Origin of the sequence: Methylobacterium brachiatum (genome assembly GCF_020523825.1) — a bacterium.
Taxonomy (GTDB): domain Bacteria; phylum Pseudomonadota; class Alphaproteobacteria; order Rhizobiales; family Beijerinckiaceae; genus Methylobacterium; species Methylobacterium brachiatum.
On sequence record NZ_JAJALK010000021.1, the window covers coordinates 62,193 to 79,885 of the forward strand.

Here is a 17,693-nt window from a genome sequence, read left to right on the forward strand (position 1 = left end):
TCGCCCATAGGCCACCGGCCGCGCCGGACAGGCGAAGGTCGTTGGGCAGAAGCCGTGGTTCGGGCCTGTCGATGCCTGCGCATGCCTTGATATGCGGGGGACCAAAGCGCACGCTTTCCCGGCGATGAACGATCGAGCGCTGCGATACTTCCTGGCCGTCGTCCGGACCGGCTCCGTCCGAGGCGCCGCGGAAGCGCTCAACGTCGCAGCCTCCGCGGTCAGCCGCCACATCAGCGAGATGGAGGCCGAGTGCGGCGAGAATCTCCTGGAGCGGCTGCCGCGCGGCGTCGTGCCGACGGAGGCCGGGCGCATCGTCGCCCAGCACGCCCAGCGCCAGGCCGACGAGGCCGCCCTCCTCGAGGACAACCTCAAACGGCTGCGCGGCGTCCAGCAGGGAACGATCCGGCTGACCTGCGGTGCAGGCTTCCTGGTCGACCTGCTCGATAACGGCCTGGCCAACTTCGTCACCGCTTATCCCGGAATCTCATTCCAGGTCTCCCTCGGGACCACGGACAGCGTGCTGTCGGCGGTCGCCCAGGGCGATACGGATATCGGTCTCGCTTACAACCCGCCGGCCCATCCGGACTTGCGCGGCGTCGTGTCGGCGCGGCAGCCGCTGCTGGCCGTCCTCCCGAAGGACCATCCCCTCGCCGGCTCCTCGACCCCCGTGGGCCTGCGCACCTTCGCCTCCGAGCCGGTCGTCCTGCTTCCCTCCGACCACGGCGTGCGCCAGCTCCTGGGGCGCGTCGAAGCCGATGGCGGCTTCCGGCTCGTCGCGCGCCTGGAGACCGCGTCGTTCGAGATGCACAGGCGCTTCGTGACGGCGGGATTGGGCGTCGCGTTCCTGCCGCGTTTCGCCGTCGCGGCCGAATTGCAGACCGACGCCGTCACCGTCCTCCCGCTGCTCGACCCGGTCCTCTCCGAGGCGAGCGCGCACCTCGTCGTGCGCTCGGGACGGCGGCTGCCGGAAGCGATGGGCCGGCTGCTGGGCTGGCTCACCGAACACCTCGTCGCCTTCCAGCCGCAGCGCTGAGTGTTGCTTTAACAAGAACGATTTGTTCGAAAAGCAATTCTTGTAGCGACCGCATCGGCGATCGATACCATTTCCTAAACGGGAGGTATCGCGATGAATATTGAGACGGTCGGCGTCGTCGGGCTCGGCAATATGGGCCTCGGCATGGCGGCGACCTTGGCCCGCAAGGGCTTCAAGGTCATCGGCTACGACATCAGCGACGCCCGGCGTGCCGCCATCGAGGCGGCCGGCATCTCGTTCGTCCCGGGCCTGACCGACGTCCTGCGTCGCGCGGACGCCCTGGTCTTCTCGCTGCCCCTGGCCCGCGATGTCGAGGCCGTGGTCACGGCGGAGGGCGGGTTGCTGTCCCGGACCGACCGGAAGGTCGTCGTGGTCGATACCTCCACCTCGGATCCCGGCACCACCCGGCGGCTGGCCGCCCGCCTCGAACAGGCCGGTCATGCCCTGCTCGATGCGCCGGTCAGCGGAGGCCCCTCGGGGGCCGCCGAAGGCACGTTGACGATGATGGTCGGCGGCTCGGAGGCCGACTACGCCCTGGCCGAGCCGGTCCTGTCGGCGATGTCGGCCCGCGCCCCGCATGTCGGGCCGTCCGGCGCCGGCAACATCGTCAAGCTCGTGAACAACCTCCTCGTCGCCGCCCACCTCGTGACCACGGGCGAGGCGATGCGCCTGTCGGAGGCGGCCGGCCTGTCGGCCGAGGAGGCGATCAAGGTCGTCAACACCGCCACGGGGCGCAGCGCGATCAGCGAGGTGATGTTTCCCCGCTGGATCCTGTCGAACAGCTTCGACAGCGGCTTCGCCGCGGGGCTGATGCGCAAGGACGTGCGCCTCGCCATGGAGCTGGCCGCCGAGAGCGGCGCCGACCTGCCGCTGTCCGCCCATGTCGCGCAGATCTGGGCGACCACCCGCGAGGCCATCCCGGACGCCGCGGACTTCACCCGCATGGCCGACTACCGCACCACGAACGGAGCGAAGTGATGTCCACCACCGTGCCAGGCGATGCGGCGCAGCGCATCTCGGAACTCCTGTCCGCCCTGTCCCTCGGCGGCCCCATCGGCAGCGTCGTGTCCGGCGAGGTCCATGCGGGAACGGGTGAAACCCTCGATCTCGTGAACCCGGCGGACGGTCGGGTGGTGGCGCGCTTCGCCGATGCCGGCGCGTCCGTCGTGGATGCCGCCATGGCGGCGGCCCGGCCCGCCCAGCGGAGCTGGTGGGGCATGACGGCGGCGGCCCGTGGCCGGGCGATGTGGGCGGTGGCCGCCCTGGTCCGGCAGAACGCCGAGGCGCTGGCCGAGCTGGAGACCCTGTCGGCCGGCAAGCCGATCCGCGACACGCGCGGCGAGGTCGGCAAGGTCGCGGAGATGTTCGAATACTATGCCGGCTGGTGCGACAAGCTGCACGGCGAGGTCATCCCGGTCCCGACCTCGCACCTGAATTACACCCGCGCCGAACCGTTCGGCACCGTGGTGCAGATCACCCCGTGGAACGCCCCGATCTTCACCGCCGGCTGGCAGATCGCCCCGGCCATCTGTGCCGGCAACGCGGTGGTGCTGAAGCCCTCCGAGCTGACGCCGCTGACCTCCCTGGCCCTCGGGATGCTGTGCGACCGGGCCGAGGGGATCCCGCGCGGCCTCGTCTCGGTGCTGGCGGGCGCGGGCCCGACCACCGGGGCGGCGGCCGTGGCCCATCCCGACACGCGGCTCGTGGTGTTCGTCGGCTCTGCGGAGGCCGGCGCGCAGATCGCGGCCGCGGCGGCGCGCAACATCGTGCCGAGCGTGCTCGAGCTCGGCGGCAAGTCGGCCAACATCGTGTTCGCGGATGCCGATCTCGACCGGGCCCTGGTGGGCGCGCAGGCGGCGATCTTCGGCGGTGCCGGGCAGAGCTGCGTCGCCGGCTCGCGCCTCCTCGTCCACCGGTCGGTGCACGCGGATTTCGTCGAGCGGCTGTCCTACGCCGCGGGCCGCATCCCGGTGGGTGCGCCCACCGACCCGACGACCCAGATCGGGCCGATCAACAACCGCCGGCAATGGGACAAGATCGCCGCGATGGTGGGCCAGGCCGCGGATGCCGGCGCCCGCATCGCCGCGGGCGGAGCCTGCCCGGCCGACCTGCGGGACACCGGCGGCTTCTACTTCGGTCCGACCGTGGTCGACGGCGTGGCGCCCGATGCGGCGATCGCCCGGGACGAGGTGTTCGGCCCGGTGCTGACCGTCCTCCCGTTCGAGACCGAGGAGGAGGCGGTCGCGATCGCCAACGCCACGCCGTTCGGCCTCGCCGGCGCGGTGTGGACGAACGATGTCGGTCGCGCCCACCGGGTCGCCGCCGCCGTCCGGGCCGGGACGTTCTGGGTCAACGGCTACAAGACGATCAACGTCGCCTCGCCCTTCGGCGGCTTCGGCCGCTCCGGCTTCGGCCGGTCCTCCGGGCGCGAGGCGCTGATGGCCTACACCCAGACCAAGAGCGTGTGGGTCGAGACCGCCGCCCAGCCCGGCGTGGCCTTCGGCTACGTCGGCTGACGTCGAAAGCGGCCGCCAAGACGCTGCCGCCGCATCGACGCTTCCGTCGCCCCGCGGGCACCTCACGAGGTCCGCGGGAGCCGACGGCGGCGCAAGAACAACGAACAAGAACAACAATCAAAACCTGACGCGCCGCGACCCGTCGCAGGGAGGACAACAGCCATGGCACAGGAAGCAATCCATCGCGGGCCGATCCCATTCGAGGCCGCCCCGACCGAGAGACCGAGCCGCGCCCGGCTGTTCCTCATCGCGCTGGTCATCGTCGTCATCGCCGAGGCCATCGGCAACATCAACATTCCCGTCGGGACCGGAAAGATCGTCCTGCTGCCCCTGCTCTGGGCCCTCCTGCTCGGCGGAGCCCTCGGCCTGGCGAGCCCCCGGCTTCCAGCCCTCCTGCGCCTCAGGTCCTCGACGCAATCGGCCGCGGCCGCCTTCCTGCAGCCGGCCCTCCTCATCTTCATCGCGAAGCTTGGCCTGCTGGTCGGCGGCTCGCTGCCGAAGATCTTCGCGTCGGGATGGTCGCTCGTGTTCCAGGAGTTCGGCCACTTCTTCGGCACCATGGTGTTCGGCCTTCCGGTCGCGCTCCTGCTCGGCATCAAGCGGGAGGCCATCGGCGCGACCTTCTCGGTCGGCCGGGAGCCGAGCCTGGCCATCATCGGCGAGCGCTACGGGATGGATTCCCCCGAAGGGCGCGGCGTGCTCGCGGAATACCTCACCGGTACGGTGTTCGGGGCGGTCTTCATCGCCGTCCTCGCCGGTCTCGTCGCCAGCCTGAACATCTTCAATCCCCTCGCCCTCGCCATGGGGGCGGGCGTCGGGTCCGGCAGCATGATGGCCGCCGCGTCGGGGGCCATCGCGGCGCAGCAGACGCCCGAGGTGGCCAAGGACGTCGCCACCTTCGCGGCGGCGAGCAACCTGATCACCACGACCATAGGCACCTACTTCACTTTGTTCCTGTCGCTGCCCTTCACGATCTGGGCCTACGGCAAGCTCGAACCGATCCTCGGGCGCAACCGGCCCGACACCGTCCGGGCGCCTTCGGCCGCCGCATTGGCCCCGGCGCATGAGGAAACAGCGATCGGGTTCGCCGAAATGCTGGTGGCGTGGGTGCTGATCGGCGCCTACGGGCTCATCGGCAACTATCTGACCTACGGCGTGATCCCCGACGCCGCGGTCGTGGGCGGGATGGCGATCATCATCGGGGTCGTGATCCTCGGCTGGGGCCTCTACGTGCTCTCGGCCCGGAAGCTTCCCGCGGTGATCTGGGTCTCCCTGATCGGCATGGCACTGACCTATCCGGCGATGCCCTACGCGGCCGAGATCGCTGCCATGACCGGCAAGATCAACTTCCTCGCCCTGGCCACCCCGATCCTGACATTCGCCGGCCTGTCCATAGCCAAGGACATCCCCGCCTTCCGGCAATTGGGCTGGCGCATCGTCGTAGTCTCGTTCATGGCGAATGCCGGTACATTCCTGGGCGCGACCCTGATCGCGCAGTTCTGGATGCACGTCCCGGTGACGTGAGACGCGGATCGACCGACGCGCAGGGATGGCCGGGATCGGACCTGTGACGGCCAGGGAGCGGACGGCATGAGCATAGACGCGGACATCCTCGGTCGCATGGTCGCCTGGCGGCAGGACCTGCACGCCCATCCGGAGCTGGCCTTCGCGGAGGTGCGCACCGGGGACCTCGTCGCGCGCGAGCTCGCCGCCTGCGGTTTCGAGGTCCATCGGGGCCTGGGCCGGACGGGCGTCGTCGGGACGCTGCGCCGGGGCGAGGGCCCGGCCGTCGGCCTGCGCGCCGACATGGACGCGCTGCCCATCCAGGAGGCGACCGGCCTGCCCCACGCCTCCAGGACCCCGGGCGTGATGCATGCCTGCGGACACGACGGGCATGTCGCGATGCTGCTCGGCGCCGCCAGCCAGCTCGCGCGCGCCGAGACCCTGCGCGGCACGATCCACGTCATCTTCCAGCCGGCCGAGGAATGCGAGGGCGGCGGCCGGGCGATGGTGGGGGACGGCCTGTTCCGGCTGTTCCCCTGCGACACGGTCTGGGGCCTGCATAACTGGCCGGGCTTACCGCTCGGGGAATTCGCGACCTGCCCGGGCCCGATCATGGCCTCGCTCGACACGTTCGAGATCCGCGTGCGCGGCTCGGGCACGCATGCCGCCATGCCGGAGCGGGGCATCGACACGCTGGTGATCGCCTCCGAGACGGTCCTGGCCCTGCAGACCATCGTCAGCCGCCGGCTCGCCCCGCTCGATCCCGCGGTGGTGAGCATCACCCAGATCCACGGCGGCGACGCCTGGAACGTGATCCCGGACCTCGCCACGATCCGAGGGACCGTCCGCTGCCTGTCCGAGAGCGTCCGCGGCACGGTCGCGGCTCTGATCACGGAGATCGCCACGGGCATCGCCCGCACGCATGGCGGCGGCGCCGAAATCGACTACCACACCGGATACCCCGCCACGGTCAACGCCCCGGACGCCGTCCCGCTCGCCCTCGCCGCCGCGGCGCGCGTGCCGACCATCCCGGCCCGGCACGGAACCGTCGCGCCGTCGATGGCCTCGGAGGACTTCGCCTACATGCTGCAAGCCTGCCGCGGGGCGTATGTCTGGCTGGGCACCGACGGGGCCGAGCCCGGCCGCCCGCTTCACAATCCCGGCTACGACTTCAACGACGACGCCCTGCCCATCGGCGCCGCGTACTGGGTCGCCTTGGCGACCAGCATTCTCGAAGCGAAGCGGGCGTAGGATTGCCGAGCCCTCAGCTCTAAACGCCCGCCTCGGCGAGGTTACCCTGCGGGTTCGGATGCCCGGGACGGGCCAGGCTGCCGATGTCGGGCGGCTGCCCGAAGGGGCGCGAACCGCGCTTCTACGTCGGCAGCAACGCGCGCATGGGCAGCTTTCGCTTGTGCCGGATCGGGGGGCAAACTCACCGTGATCGCGTCACGTCCCCAGCCCGGCGGCTTCGTGGAGGAGACGCCGGGATCATCGGGGATGCGGCGGATGTCGGTGGCGGTATTGGAGGTTCGCAGTGCCTGCGCGAGCGGATGGACAGGCCATTTGAAGGACCCTGTGGTGCAGCCCTGTGTAGCGATGGGCCGCTTAATCCGAAGACCAATCCGTAACGTGCTGGAACCGCTGTGGAATTTTGGTGCCGGTGGAGAGGATCGAACTCCCGACCTTCGGTTTACAAAACCGCTGCACTACCGCTGTGCTACACCGGCCCGCGACACGCTTGCTACCAGTCGCGGTGCCGCCGCTCAAGCCGAGCCGGGCCAGGATCCGGGATCCGTCGCGCGAAATGCGCTAGCGCCCCGAGTTGCGGACCAGGGCCTTGAGGCGCTGGTCGGCCCGGTCGATGCGCTCGGCGATGCCGCGGCGGATGCATTTGTCCACTGAGTCGCCGGCGTAGAAGCCGGTCGTCTTGTCCTGGTGCCGGCAGGCCTGGATCGGCGGCCAGGCGACCACCGCCGCCACGACCAGAAGCACGATCAGGCTGTCGACGACGAGCCAGCCCTTCCAGCCCAGGCGGAAGCCCCGCCTGCCGAGGTCGCGCGGGCGGCGGCGCCGGCTCTGCGGCTCGGTGCCGAGCCGTGCCATGCGGGCGCGGAACTGGGCCTCCTCGAGCGCGTCGGGCAGGCTGCCGGGGGAGGATGAGGAGAGGGGGCGGGTGGACATGGTCGGCTCGCGAGGATCGGTGCGGAGCGGCAGGCGGCGGGCGACGCGCCCGGTGGCCTCAATCGATCAGCCGCTTCAGGAGGGCGAAGTTGTCCTGCATCGAGAGGACGCTGCCGATCATCTCGCTGCGCGCGCAGGCGCCCGCGCCGACGAGGCCGAGCCAGCTCGCGGCGGCGGGGCGCGCGCTGCAATCGGCGAAGCTGCCGTAGAGGAGCATCGCCACGGGCAGCGCGAAGACCGCGAGCTTCACGAGCCCGATTCCGCGTCCGAACACGCTCCTGCGGGGCCGCCGCGGCGCATCCCATTCGTCGTCCCAATCCGCGTCGGCGGCGTCCCTGTCTCGACGGTCCATCGCGGTATCGGTCCCGGCTGATCGGAATTCGCCGGACGAAACTGCCACGCTTTCGTGAAGCGCAGCCTAAAGCGGATGTTTAAAGGCCCCTGAAGCGGTAATCGGCCGGCCCCACTCTCGGGGCCGCGTCAGGCGGCGAGCGCCCGCCGCACGGTGGCGCGCAGGTCCGCGAGCGAGAACGGCTTCGTCAGCACGTCGGTGACGATCGCATCGAGCCCGCGGGCGCGCTCCCGCTGGTCGGCGAAGCCGGTCATCAGCAGGATGGTCAGGTCCGGGAAGTCGCGCTTGGCGGCCAGCGCCAGCGCGATGCCGTCCATGAGCGGCATGCGGATATCGGTCAGCATCAGGTCGAACCCGCCATCGGCCTCGTTGAGCCGGTCGAGCCCGTCGCTGCCGTCATTGGCGGTCACGACGGCGTGGCCGTCGATCTCCAGCCCCCGCTTGAGGAAGCCGCGGACGGTCTCTTCGTCATCCACGAGGAGGATGCGCGCCATGGGGTCCCGTAAACGTTCCTGATCCCGGGCCTGAATCCGAGGACGTCCCGCCACGATGAGACTACAGGCCTGCTTATGGATAACAGATCACGAACGGAACCGTTGCGCTGTCAAGGCATCGCACGGGAAAACAATCGCATCCGCGGGCGCCGCGGCGAAAATGCCGCGCTGCCCGCAGGCGCGTCACGCCTCGTCGAACAGGTCCGGGTCGCCGCTGCCGAAATCGACCACGCCCACGAAGGGCAGCTGGCGGAAGGCGTGGGCCGCATCCATCCCGTAGCCGACCACGAACACGTCCGGGCAGGTGAAGCCGACGAAATCGGCGTCGATCGTCACGGCGCGCTTGCCCGGCTTCTCCAGCAGCACCGCGGTGAGCACCCGCTTGGCGCCCCGGGCCATGAGCAGGTCCTTGGCGAACACCACGGTCCGGCCGGATTCCAGGATGTCGTCCACCAGGAGCACGTCCCGCCCGCGGACCTCGCTCTGCACGTCGCGCAGGATCTCGACCTGGCCGGTGGAGACCGTGCCGGTGCGGTAGCTCGACAGGTGCACGAACTCGACCTGCGGTGAGAGCCCGACCCGGTGCAGCGCCCGGAGCAGGTCGGCCGCGAACATGAAGCTGCCCTTGAGCACGGCGACGACCAGGAGGTTCTCCGGGTTCGCCGACAGGATCTCCTGGGCCAGCTCGGTGTTGCGCTTGGCGATCGCCGCCTCGTCGAAGAGAGTGCGGACGCGCCGCTCGGGGATGCTCATCTGACGTGTCCCGGGAGCTTGTTCTTCTTGCGGGACGGGCTCGCCGCCGCGATCGAAGGTCGGTCTTAGCGCCCGAAGGCCGCCGGGGAAACTCCGGATCGCGGGCGGCGCGTCGCCGGCCCGTCAGCCGTTGTCGCCCCGGATCGCCGCGATCACCGCATCCGTGACCGCTTGGGTCGTGGCCGTGCCGCCGAGATCGGGGGTGTGCAGGGCGGGATCCGCGGTGACCCGCTCGACCGCGCGCATCAGCCGGTCGGCGGCGGGCTTCTCGCCCAGATGCTCCAGCATCTGGCAGGCGGTCCAGAAGGTGCCCACCGGGTTGGCGATGCCCTTGCCGGCGATGTCGAAGGCCGAGCCGTGGATCGGCTCGAACATCGAGGGAAACCGGCGCTCCGGGTTGATGTTGGCGGTAGGCGCGATGCCCAGCGACCCGGCCAGGGCCGCCGCGAGGTCCGACAGGATGTCGGCGTGCAGGTTGGTCGCCACGATCGTGTCGAGGCTCTGGGGCTTCATGGTCATGCGCATGGTCATGGCGTCGACCAGCATCTTGTCCCAGGTCACGTCCGGGAAATCCCGCGCCACCTCGGCGGCGATCTCGTCCCACATCACCATGGCGTGGCGCTGGGCGTTCGACTTGGTCACCACGGTGAGCCGCTTGCGCGGGCGCGAGCGCGCCAGCTCGAACGCGTAGCGGATGATGCGCGTGACGCCCGAGCGGGTCATCATCGACACGTCGGTGGCGACCTCGTTGTCGTGGCCCTGATGGACCCGGCCGCCGACGCCGGCATATTCGCCCTCGGAATTCTCGCGCACGATCACCCAGTCGAGCTCCGGCCCGGTGACGTGCCGCAGGGGGCTGGTGATGCCGGGCAGGATCCGGGTCGGCCGGACATTGGCGTATTGGTCGAAGGGCTGGCAGATCGCGAGCCGCAGGCCCCACAGGGTGATGTGGTCGGGCACGTCCGGGGCGCCGACCGCGCCGAAGAAGATCGCGTCGTGGTCCTTGATCTGCGCCAGCCCGTCGGCGGGCATCATCACGCCGTGGGCCTTGTAGTAATCCGAGCCCCAGTCGAACCGGTCGAAGGCGAAGCGGAAGCCGCCCGCGCGCTCGGCGAGGGCGTCGAGCACCGCGATGCCGGCGGCGATGACCTCCTGGCCGATCCCGTCTCCCGGGATGGCGGCGATGCGATACGGTTTCATGGCGTGTCCTCCGGTGCGGCTTTGCCCGCCAAGATAGCGGGACCGGCCGGAATGCACCCGCGCTCGGCGAAAAATCGCGCTTGCGCGGTCGCGGGGTCGGATGCCGGGCCGGCTTTCGATGGGGCCGCGCGGCGCCCGGCCGGTGCGGCGGCCGGCGATGTGCGCAACGCCACGCCTTCGGCCGTCGCGGCGCGGCAGGTTCTTGATCCAGCGGGGCCGCGGATCGACCCTGCCGGCGACGAATCACAGGAGGCAGGCGTGGACGGGTTTCGCCCCAGCAGGCGCGGGATCTTGGCGGGCGGCGGAGCGGCCCTCGCCGCCGGGATGCTCCCGCGCCCCGCCCGTGCCGGCCAGCGGACGATCCTGAATGACGCCAGCGGGCTCAACCCGACGCCGGTGATGCGCCACGTCACGCCCCGGACGGGCGCGACGGAGGCTCTGATCGAGACGCTGCGTGCCGAGCTCCGCGACGCGGCAGCGTCCGGCCGCCCGGTGGCGGTGGGGGCCGCGCGCCATTCCATGGGCGGCCAGAGCCTCGCGCGCGACGGCACGGCCGTGACCCTGGAGGGCGGCCCGATCGAGGCGGACAGTGCCGCACGGACCTACCGGGTCGGGGCGGGCGCGCGCTGGTCCGAGGTGATCCGCCAGCTCGACCGGATCGGGTTCTCGCCCGCGGTGATGCAGTCGAACAACGATTTCGCGGTCGGCTCGACCTTCAGCGTCAACGCCCATGGCTGGCCGACCCCGCGCGGGCCGTTCGGCTCGACCGTGCGCGAGATCCGCCTGCTTCTGGCCGACGGCACGCTGGTGACCTGCTCGCGCACCGAGAACCCGGACCTGTTCGGCCTCGCCATGGGCGGTTACGGGCTGGTCGGGATCGTGGTCGATCTCGTGGTCGAGATGGTCCCGAACGTCCTCCTGGCGCCGACCGTCACGGTGATGCCGGCCTCGCGCTTCGCCGAGGCTTTCGTCGCCGCGGTGGAGCAGGCCCCGACGGTGCGCATGGCCTACGGGCGCCTGTCGGTGGCCCGGGCCGGCTTCTTCGACGAGGCGATCCTGACGCACTACACCGAGGTCGCCCATCCGCCGGCGACGCTCCCGGTCGCCGCCTCGAAGGGGGCATTCACCTCGGTCTCGCGCGAGATCTACCGCGCCCAGGTCGGGAACGATTTCGGCAAGCGCGCCCGGTGGATCGCGGAGACCCGGCTCAGCCCGGCGCTCGATTCCGGCATCGCCACGCGCAACAGCCTGATGAACGAGCCCGTGGCGAACCTCGCCGCGCACGACCGCGGCCGCACCGACATCCTGCACGAGTATTTCGTCGCCCCCGACCGGTTCGGCGCGTTCCTCGACGCCTGCCGCGAGACCATCCCGGATTCCGGCTGCGACTGCCTCAACGTCACCCTGCGCTACGTGGCGGCGGACCCGGATTCGCGGCTCGCCTACGCGCCCGCGCCCCGGATCGCCGCGGTGATGTCGTTCACCCAGGGCTTCACCGCCGGCGAGGAGGCGGCGATGATGCGCATGACCGAGGCGCTGATCGAGCGGGTCGTGGCGATCGGCGGGGCCTATTACCTGCCCTATCGCCTGCATGCCCGGCGCGACCAGATGGCTCGCGCCTATCCGGCCCTCGACAGCTTCATCGCGGATAAGCGGCGGCACGATCCGGGGCTGCTGTTCCGCAACGCCCTCTGGTCGACCTACATGGCCTAGGGCTGCGAGCGGACGCATCGGATCCGGTTCTCTCGAACGGCGATAGGAACCGGGGAGCGACCCGGCAGGGTAAGGTTCGGTCTACGGCAGTGCAGGATTCCACCTTCGGATCGCTTCGTCTGCACAATGTTTTCAGATCACGCCGGCCGCCGCGGAAGGCCTGCGGTTTTCGGGGGCGATGCCTTGTCGATCGCATCCGGAAAAGCCGGATTGGGGCCGAATGCAGGGCTTGGAAATTCCCAGGGCTCGGAGATTCCCATGAGAGCGGATGTCGATCGTCTGGCCGCCTTCGCCTTCGCGGCGGTCCTGCTGTTTGCCGCAGCGACGAATTACGTGCCGGCCTTCAAGGATGCCGACGGGCGCGTCTTCGGGTTGTTCTATCTCGACGTCTACAAGGATGCGCTGCACGTCGCCTCGGGCCTCTGGGCGCTCGCCGCCGGGCTGTGGTCGCGCTCCGCGGCCGTGACCTTCCTGCGCGCCTTCGGGGCGATCTACCTGCTGGACGGGATCGTGGGCGTTCTCACCGGATCGAGCTTCCTCGACCTCTCGCTGTTCTTGAAGGGCTTCCAGGACAGCCCCCTGCTCTCGAACGGGCCGCATCTCGGCCTCGGTCTCGCTGGCGTGGCGCTCGGCTGGCGGCCGCGGCGCGGTCCGGCCAATATTCCCGCGTGAGGAAGCCAGCATGCGCCGCCTGAAGCGTGTCGCCGTGTGGGCCGCCATCGGACTGGCCGGGCTCGCCCTCGCCTGCGCGATCCCTGTCGCGACGATCGAGGGGACCTGCGCGGTGTCCCCCGACCCCTCCTGGCAGGGCGGATCGCGCTTCGGGCTCGCCCCCGAGGGGTACAAGCGCGCGGCCGGCGACAGCTACCTCACCTTCCCCGAATGGAACATCGTCCACGCCTACGCGGACCTCGCCGGGGTCACGCAATCCGCCTCCGAATCCGCCTTCGACTACCTCTCCGCGATCTCGGGCTTCTGGACGAGCCTGTGCGGGACGACGCGGGCGGCCTCGCGGACCGGCGACGTCACTGCGGGGCAGAAGGCGACGAACTACATCATCGGCGTGAGCTTCACCGCCGAGATGGCGATCCAGGGGGCCTACGAGCGCAGCCTCGGGGCGCTCACGGCGTGGTGGCGCGGCCCCGAGCCCACGGCCGAGGATCGCTTCAACGCCCGGATGCTCGCCGAATACGCGGTGTTCCTGCGCCAGACGCCCTGGTTCCGCTACCCCTTCGACGCGGAACTCGCGCGGCTCTGGCGCGAGGTGCCCTTCGAGCCCTCGATCCGCGCGTTCGAGCGCCGCGCCGCGCTCTCCCTGCAATACGGGGTGAAATGGGCCTACGCGCAGGCGATCGGCTGGCTCGCCGGGATCGACCCGGCCGTGCTCACGATCCGAAGCGTGGTCGACGGGCTCGACGCGGGGGATGTCGCCGCCGACCCGCGCATCACGCCGCTCGGACCGGTCCCGACCGGCGACGGCGTCTCGGCCGTCCTGATCGAGACGCCGCGCTACCGCGCCTTCACCGAGATCCTGCGGGGCCTGGGCGCGCGCAACCGCACCGTCCTGGAGATCGCCGGCAACCGGCGTATCCTGACGACCATTCTCCTGCCCGCGGGCACGGAGATCGCGATCGCAGGCGCCGCCCCGCTCTTCGCGATGCCCATCCAGGCCCAGCCCGGCTGGCGGCGGGTTGGGCTCGACACCGAGGTGACGAGCCTCGTGAACCAGATCCGCTTCGTGGAGGCGCGCGGTGGCCGTTTCGAGCACGCCTACGATTACTGAGGGCCGGCCCGCCCGTCTGGTCCTGGCGATCGGCGCGGCTCTGGCCGGCTGGGTCGGGGTGGGCGCCGTCGCCGCCCTGGCGGTCCAGCCCGAGAGCGTGGTCGCGCTCGGCGATCCCGCCCGCCTCGCCGATGCGGATGGCGGCGCCCTCGTCTCGATCGGACGCGCGTACCTCGTCACCCGGCCGGTCGCCCCCGGGGCGGTCCGGCGCCTCTACGCCGGCGGCGCCTGGCTCATCCTGCCCGCCCCCGGCACCGGCTGCCTCGGCACCGGCCGCAACGCCTCGGCGAGCGGCCGCTGACCCCATCCGGGCCGATGCTTCGGACCGGGCTGGGAAAACGCAAAGGGGCCGGCGATCCGCCAACCCCTTGCGCTGTCGTTCTGAATGGATGGTACCACCGCCCCGGCTCGAACGGGGGACCCCCAGATCCACAATCTGGTGCTCTAACCAACTGAGCTACGGCGGCACTGGCGGGCGGTGTATCGCGGGCCGCGGCAGTTTTCAAGACGATCTGTGCAGGCTGATGCGGTGCCGGTGGACGCAGGGCGGATTCGCCCCCTAAGTGCACCCACGGAACCGCGCGTCGGCCAGGGCGGATCGGGGGGTAGGGGCGAGCGTGAGCGCGCGAGAGCCAGCGCCAGTCACGACCGGGAGCCGGGATCGCGGCCGGGCCTCCGGGACGGGCGCCGCGGATAGGCCGGCTCGGCCGGGCCATCGCCCCCGCGGGCGCTGGGCCCGATCCCGGATTGTCCTGGCGCCCGGACGGCTGCGCAGCCTCGTCCGGCGCAGCGAGGGCGGGCTGGTCCTGCTGGCGACCCTGGTGGGCTGCGTCAGCGGGCTGGCGGTCTCGGCCATGACCTGGATGACGCAGGCCCTGCGCGAGACGCTCTACCACCTGCCGGCGGGGACGCGGCTCAGCGCTGCCGACGCGGTCGCGCCGCCCCTCCTGCTGATCGGTCCGTGTCTCGGCGGCGTGCTGCTCGGCTTGCTGATCGTCGTGGCGAATTACCTCCGCGGCCCGCGCAAGCGCCCCGCCATCGACCCGATCGAGGCCAACGCGCTCCATGGCGGCCGGATGTCCCTGCGGGACAGCCTGTACCTCGCCCTGCAGAACGTGATCTCGAACGGATCGGGCGCCTCCGTGGGGTTGGAAGCCGGCTACACGCAGCTCGCCTCCGGCCTCGCCTCACGGCTCGGCATCGCCTTCGAGGTGCGTCGGGGCGATCTGCGGACCCTGGTTGGGTGCGGGGCGGCCGGCGCCATCGCGGCGGGGTTCGGAGCGCCGCTCGCCGGGGCGTTCTACGCCTTCGAGCTGATCATCGGCACCTACTCGATCGCCACCCTGGCGCCCGTGGTCGTCGCGGCGCTCTGCGGCAACCTCGTCTCCCGGTCCCTGATCGCCACCCAGCCGCTGGTCGAGCTAGGCGACATGCAGGCGGTCACGACCTCGCACATCACCAGCCTCGAGATCCTGCCGAGCCTCGCCCTCGGGCTGGTCTGCGCGCTGCTCGGCATCGTGATCATGCGCGGCGTGACGCTGGTCGAGCAGCTGGTCCAGGCGTCCGGCCTGCCGCGGGCGGCGGGGCCCGCCTTCGGGGGCCTGTGCGTCGGCGCGCTGGCGCTGCTGGCGACGCCCCAGGTGCTCTCGGGTGGGCACGGCGCCCTGCACATGCACTTCTCCGCCGAGGGCCAGGGCCACGGGGTGGCGGCGCTCGCCGGCTTGTTCGCCGCCAAGGCGACGGCCACCGCGATCTCGATCGGGTCCGGGTTTCGCGGCGGCCTGTTCTTCGCCTCGCTGTTCCTCGGAGCGATCGCCGGCAAGCTGTTCGCCGCCCTGGCGCCGGATCTCCTGCCCGCGATGGCCGGCTTCGGCCTCACCCCGCTGGCCTACGCGGTGATCGGCATGAGCGCCCTCGCCGTGGCGATCATCGGCGGCCCGCTGACCATGACGTTCCTGGCGCTCGAGATCACCGGCAGCCTGCCGATCACCGGGCTCGTGCTGGCGGCGGTGATCGCCTCCTCGCTGACCGTGCGCAAGATCTTCGGCTATTCCTTCGCCACCTGGCGCTTCCACCTGCGGGGCGAAAGCATCCGCAGCCCCCACGATGTCGGCTGGATCCGCTCGCTGACCGTGGGCCGGCTGATGCGCCGGGACGTCGCCACCGTGGCTTTGGACACGCCGCTGCCGACCTTCCTGCGCGCCCATCCGCTCGGCTCGCCCTCCCGGGTGATCGCCGTGGATGGACAGGGCCGCTATGCCGGGATCGTGAACGTCCCCGAGGCGCATGCCGCCGCCCAGGACGCCGAGGCCGGGGCGGCGCCGGTTCTGGCCGACCTCCTGCACCACACCGACCTGTTCCTGACGCCGGAGATGAACGCCAAGGACGCGGCGGCCACCTTCGACCGCAGCGAGAGCGAGGCGCTCGCGGTGGTCCAGAGCGCCGACAGCCGCCAGGTCCTGGGCCTGCTCACCGAGAGCCACACGCTCAAGCGCTACAGCGAGGAGCTGGACCGGCAGCGCCGGGCCATGGCGGGGGAATCTGCGTGATTGTCAGGCCGGGGTGTTGACCGCAGGAGCGCGTGCAACACCCTGGCACCGTGCAACCCAGGGCCGGTATGCGGCCCCCGACGCGACACCCGTGAGGATCCATGGCCGGTCAAGACAGCAGCCCCCAGCGCCGCTACCGCATCGCGGTGATCCCGGGCGACGGCATCGGCAAGGAGGTGGTGCCCGAGGGCGTGCGGGTGCTCGAGCAGGCGGCCAAGCGGCACGGCTTCGCGCTCCAGCTCGACTGGTTCGATTTCGCGAGCTGCGATTACTACGAGCAGCACGGACGGATGATGCCGGAGGACTGGAAGCCGCAGATCGAAACGCACGACGCGATCTATTTCGGTGCCGTCGGCATGCCGGAGCGCGTGCCCGACCACATCTCCCTGTGGGGCTCGCTGATCCTGTTCCGTCGGGAATTCGACCAATACGCCAACCTGCGCCCGGTGCGGCTGATGCCCGGCGTGAAGTGCCCGCTCGCCGACCGCAAGCCCGGCGATATCGACTTCTGGGTGGTCCGGGAGAACACCGAGGGCGAGTACTCGAATGCCGGCGGCCGCATGTTCGCCGGCACCGACCGGGAATTCGCCCTGCAGGAGACGATCATGACCCGCCACGGGGTCGACCGAATCCTGAAATTCGCCTTCGAGCTCGCCCAGACCCGGCCGAAGAAGCACCTGACCTCGGCCACGAAATCGAACGGCATCTCGATCACGATGCCGTACTGGGACGAGCGCGTGAAGGCTGTGGCCGAGTCCTATCCGGAGGTGCGGTGGGACCAGTACCACATCGACATCCTGACCGCGCATTTCGTTCTCAACCCGGACCGGTTCGACGTGGTCGTCGCGTCGAACCTGTTCGGCGACATCCTGTCGGATCTGGGCCCCGCCTGCACGGGCACGATCGGCATCGCGCCGTCCGGCAACATCAACCCGGAGCGGCTGCACCCGTCGGTGTTCGAGCCGGTCCACGGCTCGGCCCCCGACATCGCCGGCCAGGGCATCGCCAACCCGATCGGCCAGATCTGGTCGGGCGCGATGATGCTGGAGCATCTCGGCGAGCACGAGGCCGCCCGGGAGATCGTCAGCGGGATCGAGCGGGTGCTGTCCGAGCGGACGCTGCGGACGCGCGATCTCGGCGGCAATGCCGACACGCAGGCCTGCGGGAAGGCCGTGGCGGAGGCGTTGGGGTAGGGGCGCGCGATCGCCATCCCCCTCACCAGACCGCAATGGCCGCTATCGGCGTGTCGCAGGCGCGACGCGCCCCCTCTCCCGAGCGGGAGAGGGCTGGGGTGAGGGATGAGAAGGTTCAGGACTGAGCACAGCCGTGACGTGAGCCCAAGTCGAGCTTTTTCCGGAAGGTTCTCGCCCCTCACCCTGTCCCTCTCCCGCCCGGGAGAGGGGACCCGCGCAAGGTCCTGAACCGGCGTCGCCGGCCGGTATCCGTTTCGGCCGATCGACCTAGCGCGGGCGGCGGCGGACGCTCACAACGTTGCTCGCCTGCTCGACCTGGCCGGAGGCGGCCGGCAGGGTGTCGAGGGCGGTCTTGACGATGGTGGCGGCGTCGAGGCCGGCCTCGGCGTACATCTTCTCCGGGCTGTCGTGGTCCTGGTACAG

At 70.8% G+C, this 17,693-nt stretch carries 16 protein-coding genes and 2 tRNA genes; 11 read left to right on the plus strand and 7 right to left on the minus strand.

Annotation, left to right across the window (positions count from 1 at the left end):
• The first annotated feature begins 124 nt into the window (after positions 1-124).
• The 5 genes from LGR69_RS28235 (at position 125) to LGR69_RS28255 (ending at position 6,303) form a co-directional block, all read left to right on the plus strand.
• Positions 125-1,033: a LysR family transcriptional regulator gene (locus LGR69_RS28235; RefSeq protein ID WP_230368112.1), complete on the plus strand. Its 909-nt coding sequence runs from the start codon at positions 125-127 to the stop codon at positions 1,031-1,033.
• 93 nt (positions 1,034-1,126) lie between these two features.
• Entirely contained in the window at positions 1,127-2,011 is an 885-nt protein-coding gene (locus LGR69_RS28240; protein WP_230368113.1) for an NAD(P)-dependent oxidoreductase, read from the plus strand.
• Entirely contained in the window at positions 2,011-3,549 is a 1,539-nt protein-coding gene (locus tag LGR69_RS28245; protein ID WP_230368114.1) for an aldehyde dehydrogenase family protein, read from the plus strand. Before LGR69_RS28240 ends, LGR69_RS28245 begins: the two co-directional genes overlap by 1 nt.
• A 162-nt stretch (positions 3,550-3,711) precedes the next feature.
• Entirely contained in the window at positions 3,712-5,073 is a 1,362-nt protein-coding gene (locus tag LGR69_RS28250; protein ID WP_230368115.1) for a DUF3100 domain-containing protein, read from the plus strand.
• A gap of 66 nt (positions 5,074-5,139) precedes the next feature.
• A complete protein-coding gene (locus LGR69_RS28255) occupies positions 5,140-6,303 on the plus strand; it encodes a M20 aminoacylase family protein (protein WP_230368116.1) in 1,164 nt (387 codons plus the stop codon).
• A gap of 401 nt (positions 6,304-6,704) precedes the next feature.
• Here the strand turns inward: LGR69_RS28255 and LGR69_RS28260 are convergent.
• From LGR69_RS28260 to LGR69_RS28285, 6 genes are all read right to left on the minus strand, one after another.
• Positions 6,705-6,779: transfer RNA gene (locus LGR69_RS28260), tRNA-Thr, on the minus strand.
• An 82-nt stretch (positions 6,780-6,861) separates the two neighbouring features.
• Entirely contained in the window at positions 6,862-7,233 is a 372-nt protein-coding gene (locus LGR69_RS28265) for a hypothetical protein (protein ID WP_007567206.1), read from the minus strand.
• Between the two features lie 58 nt (positions 7,234-7,291).
• Entirely contained in the window at positions 7,292-7,585 is a 294-nt protein-coding gene (locus LGR69_RS28270; protein ID WP_230368117.1) for a hypothetical protein, read from the minus strand.
• Between the two features lie 128 nt (positions 7,586-7,713).
• Positions 7,714-8,079, minus strand: coding sequence for a response regulator (locus LGR69_RS28275; protein ID WP_007567202.1), 366 nt, complete (start codon positions 8,077-8,079; stop codon positions 7,714-7,716).
• A 183-nt stretch (positions 8,080-8,262) separates the two neighbouring features.
• Positions 8,263-8,832: a hypoxanthine phosphoribosyltransferase gene (gene hpt, locus LGR69_RS28280; RefSeq protein ID WP_007567200.1), complete on the minus strand. Its 570-nt coding sequence runs from the start codon at positions 8,830-8,832 to the stop codon at positions 8,263-8,265.
• A 123-nt stretch (positions 8,833-8,955) separates the two neighbouring features.
• Positions 8,956-10,032, minus strand: a complete 1,077-nt coding sequence (locus LGR69_RS28285; protein ID WP_230368118.1) for a tartrate dehydrogenase — start codon at positions 10,030-10,032, stop codon at positions 8,956-8,958.
• Positions 10,033-10,290: 258 nt separating this feature from the next.
• Between LGR69_RS28285 and LGR69_RS28290 the strand changes: the two genes are divergently transcribed.
• From LGR69_RS28290 to LGR69_RS28305, 4 genes are all read left to right on the plus strand, one after another.
• Positions 10,291-11,745 carry an FAD-binding protein gene (locus LGR69_RS28290; RefSeq protein ID WP_230368119.1) on the plus strand — a complete coding sequence of 485 codons (1,455 nt, stop codon included), beginning with the start codon at positions 10,291-10,293 and terminating at the stop codon, positions 11,743-11,745.
• Positions 11,746-12,003: 258 nt separating this feature from the next.
• Positions 12,004-12,417 (plus strand): DUF4383 domain-containing protein, encoded by a 414-nt coding sequence (locus tag LGR69_RS28295; protein ID WP_007567194.1) that lies wholly within the window; start codon positions 12,004-12,006, stop codon positions 12,415-12,417.
• A 10-nt stretch (positions 12,418-12,427) separates the two neighbouring features.
• Positions 12,428-13,528, plus strand: a complete 1,101-nt coding sequence (locus tag LGR69_RS28300; protein WP_230368120.1) for a hypothetical protein — start codon at positions 12,428-12,430, stop codon at positions 13,526-13,528.
• Positions 13,497-13,829 carry a hypothetical protein gene (locus LGR69_RS28305; RefSeq protein WP_230368121.1) on the plus strand — a complete coding sequence of 111 codons (333 nt, stop codon included), beginning with the start codon at positions 13,497-13,499 and terminating at the stop codon, positions 13,827-13,829. Before LGR69_RS28300 ends, LGR69_RS28305 begins: the two co-directional genes overlap by 32 nt.
• 89 nt (positions 13,830-13,918) lie before the next feature.
• Here the strand turns inward: LGR69_RS28305 and LGR69_RS28310 are convergent.
• Positions 13,919-13,995, minus strand: a tRNA-His gene (locus LGR69_RS28310).
• 150 nt (positions 13,996-14,145) lie between these two features.
• Between LGR69_RS28310 and LGR69_RS28315 the strand changes: the two genes are divergently transcribed.
• Positions 14,146-16,077, plus strand: coding sequence for a chloride channel protein (locus tag LGR69_RS28315; protein WP_230368122.1), 1,932 nt, complete (start codon positions 14,146-14,148; stop codon positions 16,075-16,077).
• Between the two features lie 101 nt (positions 16,078-16,178).
• A complete protein-coding gene (locus LGR69_RS28320; protein ID WP_230368123.1) occupies positions 16,179-17,270 on the plus strand; it encodes a tartrate dehydrogenase in 1,092 nt (363 codons plus the stop codon).
• Positions 17,271-17,693: the final 423 nt, after the last annotated feature.

Bases quoted from the DNA above. Each gene is read 5' to 3' on its own strand.
- LGR69_RS28235 (WP_230368112.1), top strand. From the start codon at position 125: ATGAACGATCGAGCGCTGCGATACTTCCTGGCCGTCGTCCGGACCGGC.
- LGR69_RS28240 (WP_230368113.1), top strand. From the start codon at position 1,127: ATGAATATTGAGACGGTCGGCGTCGTCGGGCTCGGCAATATGGGCCTC.
- LGR69_RS28245 (WP_230368114.1), top strand. From the start codon at position 2,011: ATGTCCACCACCGTGCCAGGCGATGCGGCGCAGCGCATCTCGGAACTC.
- LGR69_RS28250 (WP_230368115.1), top strand. From the start codon at position 3,712: ATGGCACAGGAAGCAATCCATCGCGGGCCGATCCCATTCGAGGCCGCC.
- LGR69_RS28255 (WP_230368116.1), top strand. From the start codon at position 5,140: ATGAGCATAGACGCGGACATCCTCGGTCGCATGGTCGCCTGGCGGCAG.
- LGR69_RS28265 (WP_007567206.1), bottom strand. From the start codon at position 7,233: ATGTCCACCCGCCCCCTCTCCTCATCCTCCCCCGGCAGCCTGCCCGAC.
- LGR69_RS28270 (WP_230368117.1), bottom strand. From the start codon at position 7,585: ATGGACCGTCGAGACAGGGACGCCGCCGACGCGGATTGGGACGACGAA.
- LGR69_RS28275 (WP_007567202.1), bottom strand. From the start codon at position 8,079: ATGGCGCGCATCCTCCTCGTGGATGACGAAGAGACCGTCCGCGGCTTC.
- hpt (WP_007567200.1), bottom strand. From the start codon at position 8,832: ATGAGCATCCCCGAGCGGCGCGTCCGCACTCTCTTCGACGAGGCGGCG.
- LGR69_RS28285 (WP_230368118.1), bottom strand. From the start codon at position 10,032: ATGAAACCGTATCGCATCGCCGCCATCCCGGGAGACGGGATCGGCCAG.
- LGR69_RS28295 (WP_007567194.1), top strand. From the start codon at position 12,004: ATGAGAGCGGATGTCGATCGTCTGGCCGCCTTCGCCTTCGCGGCGGTC.
- LGR69_RS28300 (WP_230368120.1), top strand. From the start codon at position 12,428: ATGCGCCGCCTGAAGCGTGTCGCCGTGTGGGCCGCCATCGGACTGGCC.
- LGR69_RS28320 (WP_230368123.1), top strand. From the start codon at position 16,179: ATGGCCGGTCAAGACAGCAGCCCCCAGCGCCGCTACCGCATCGCGGTG.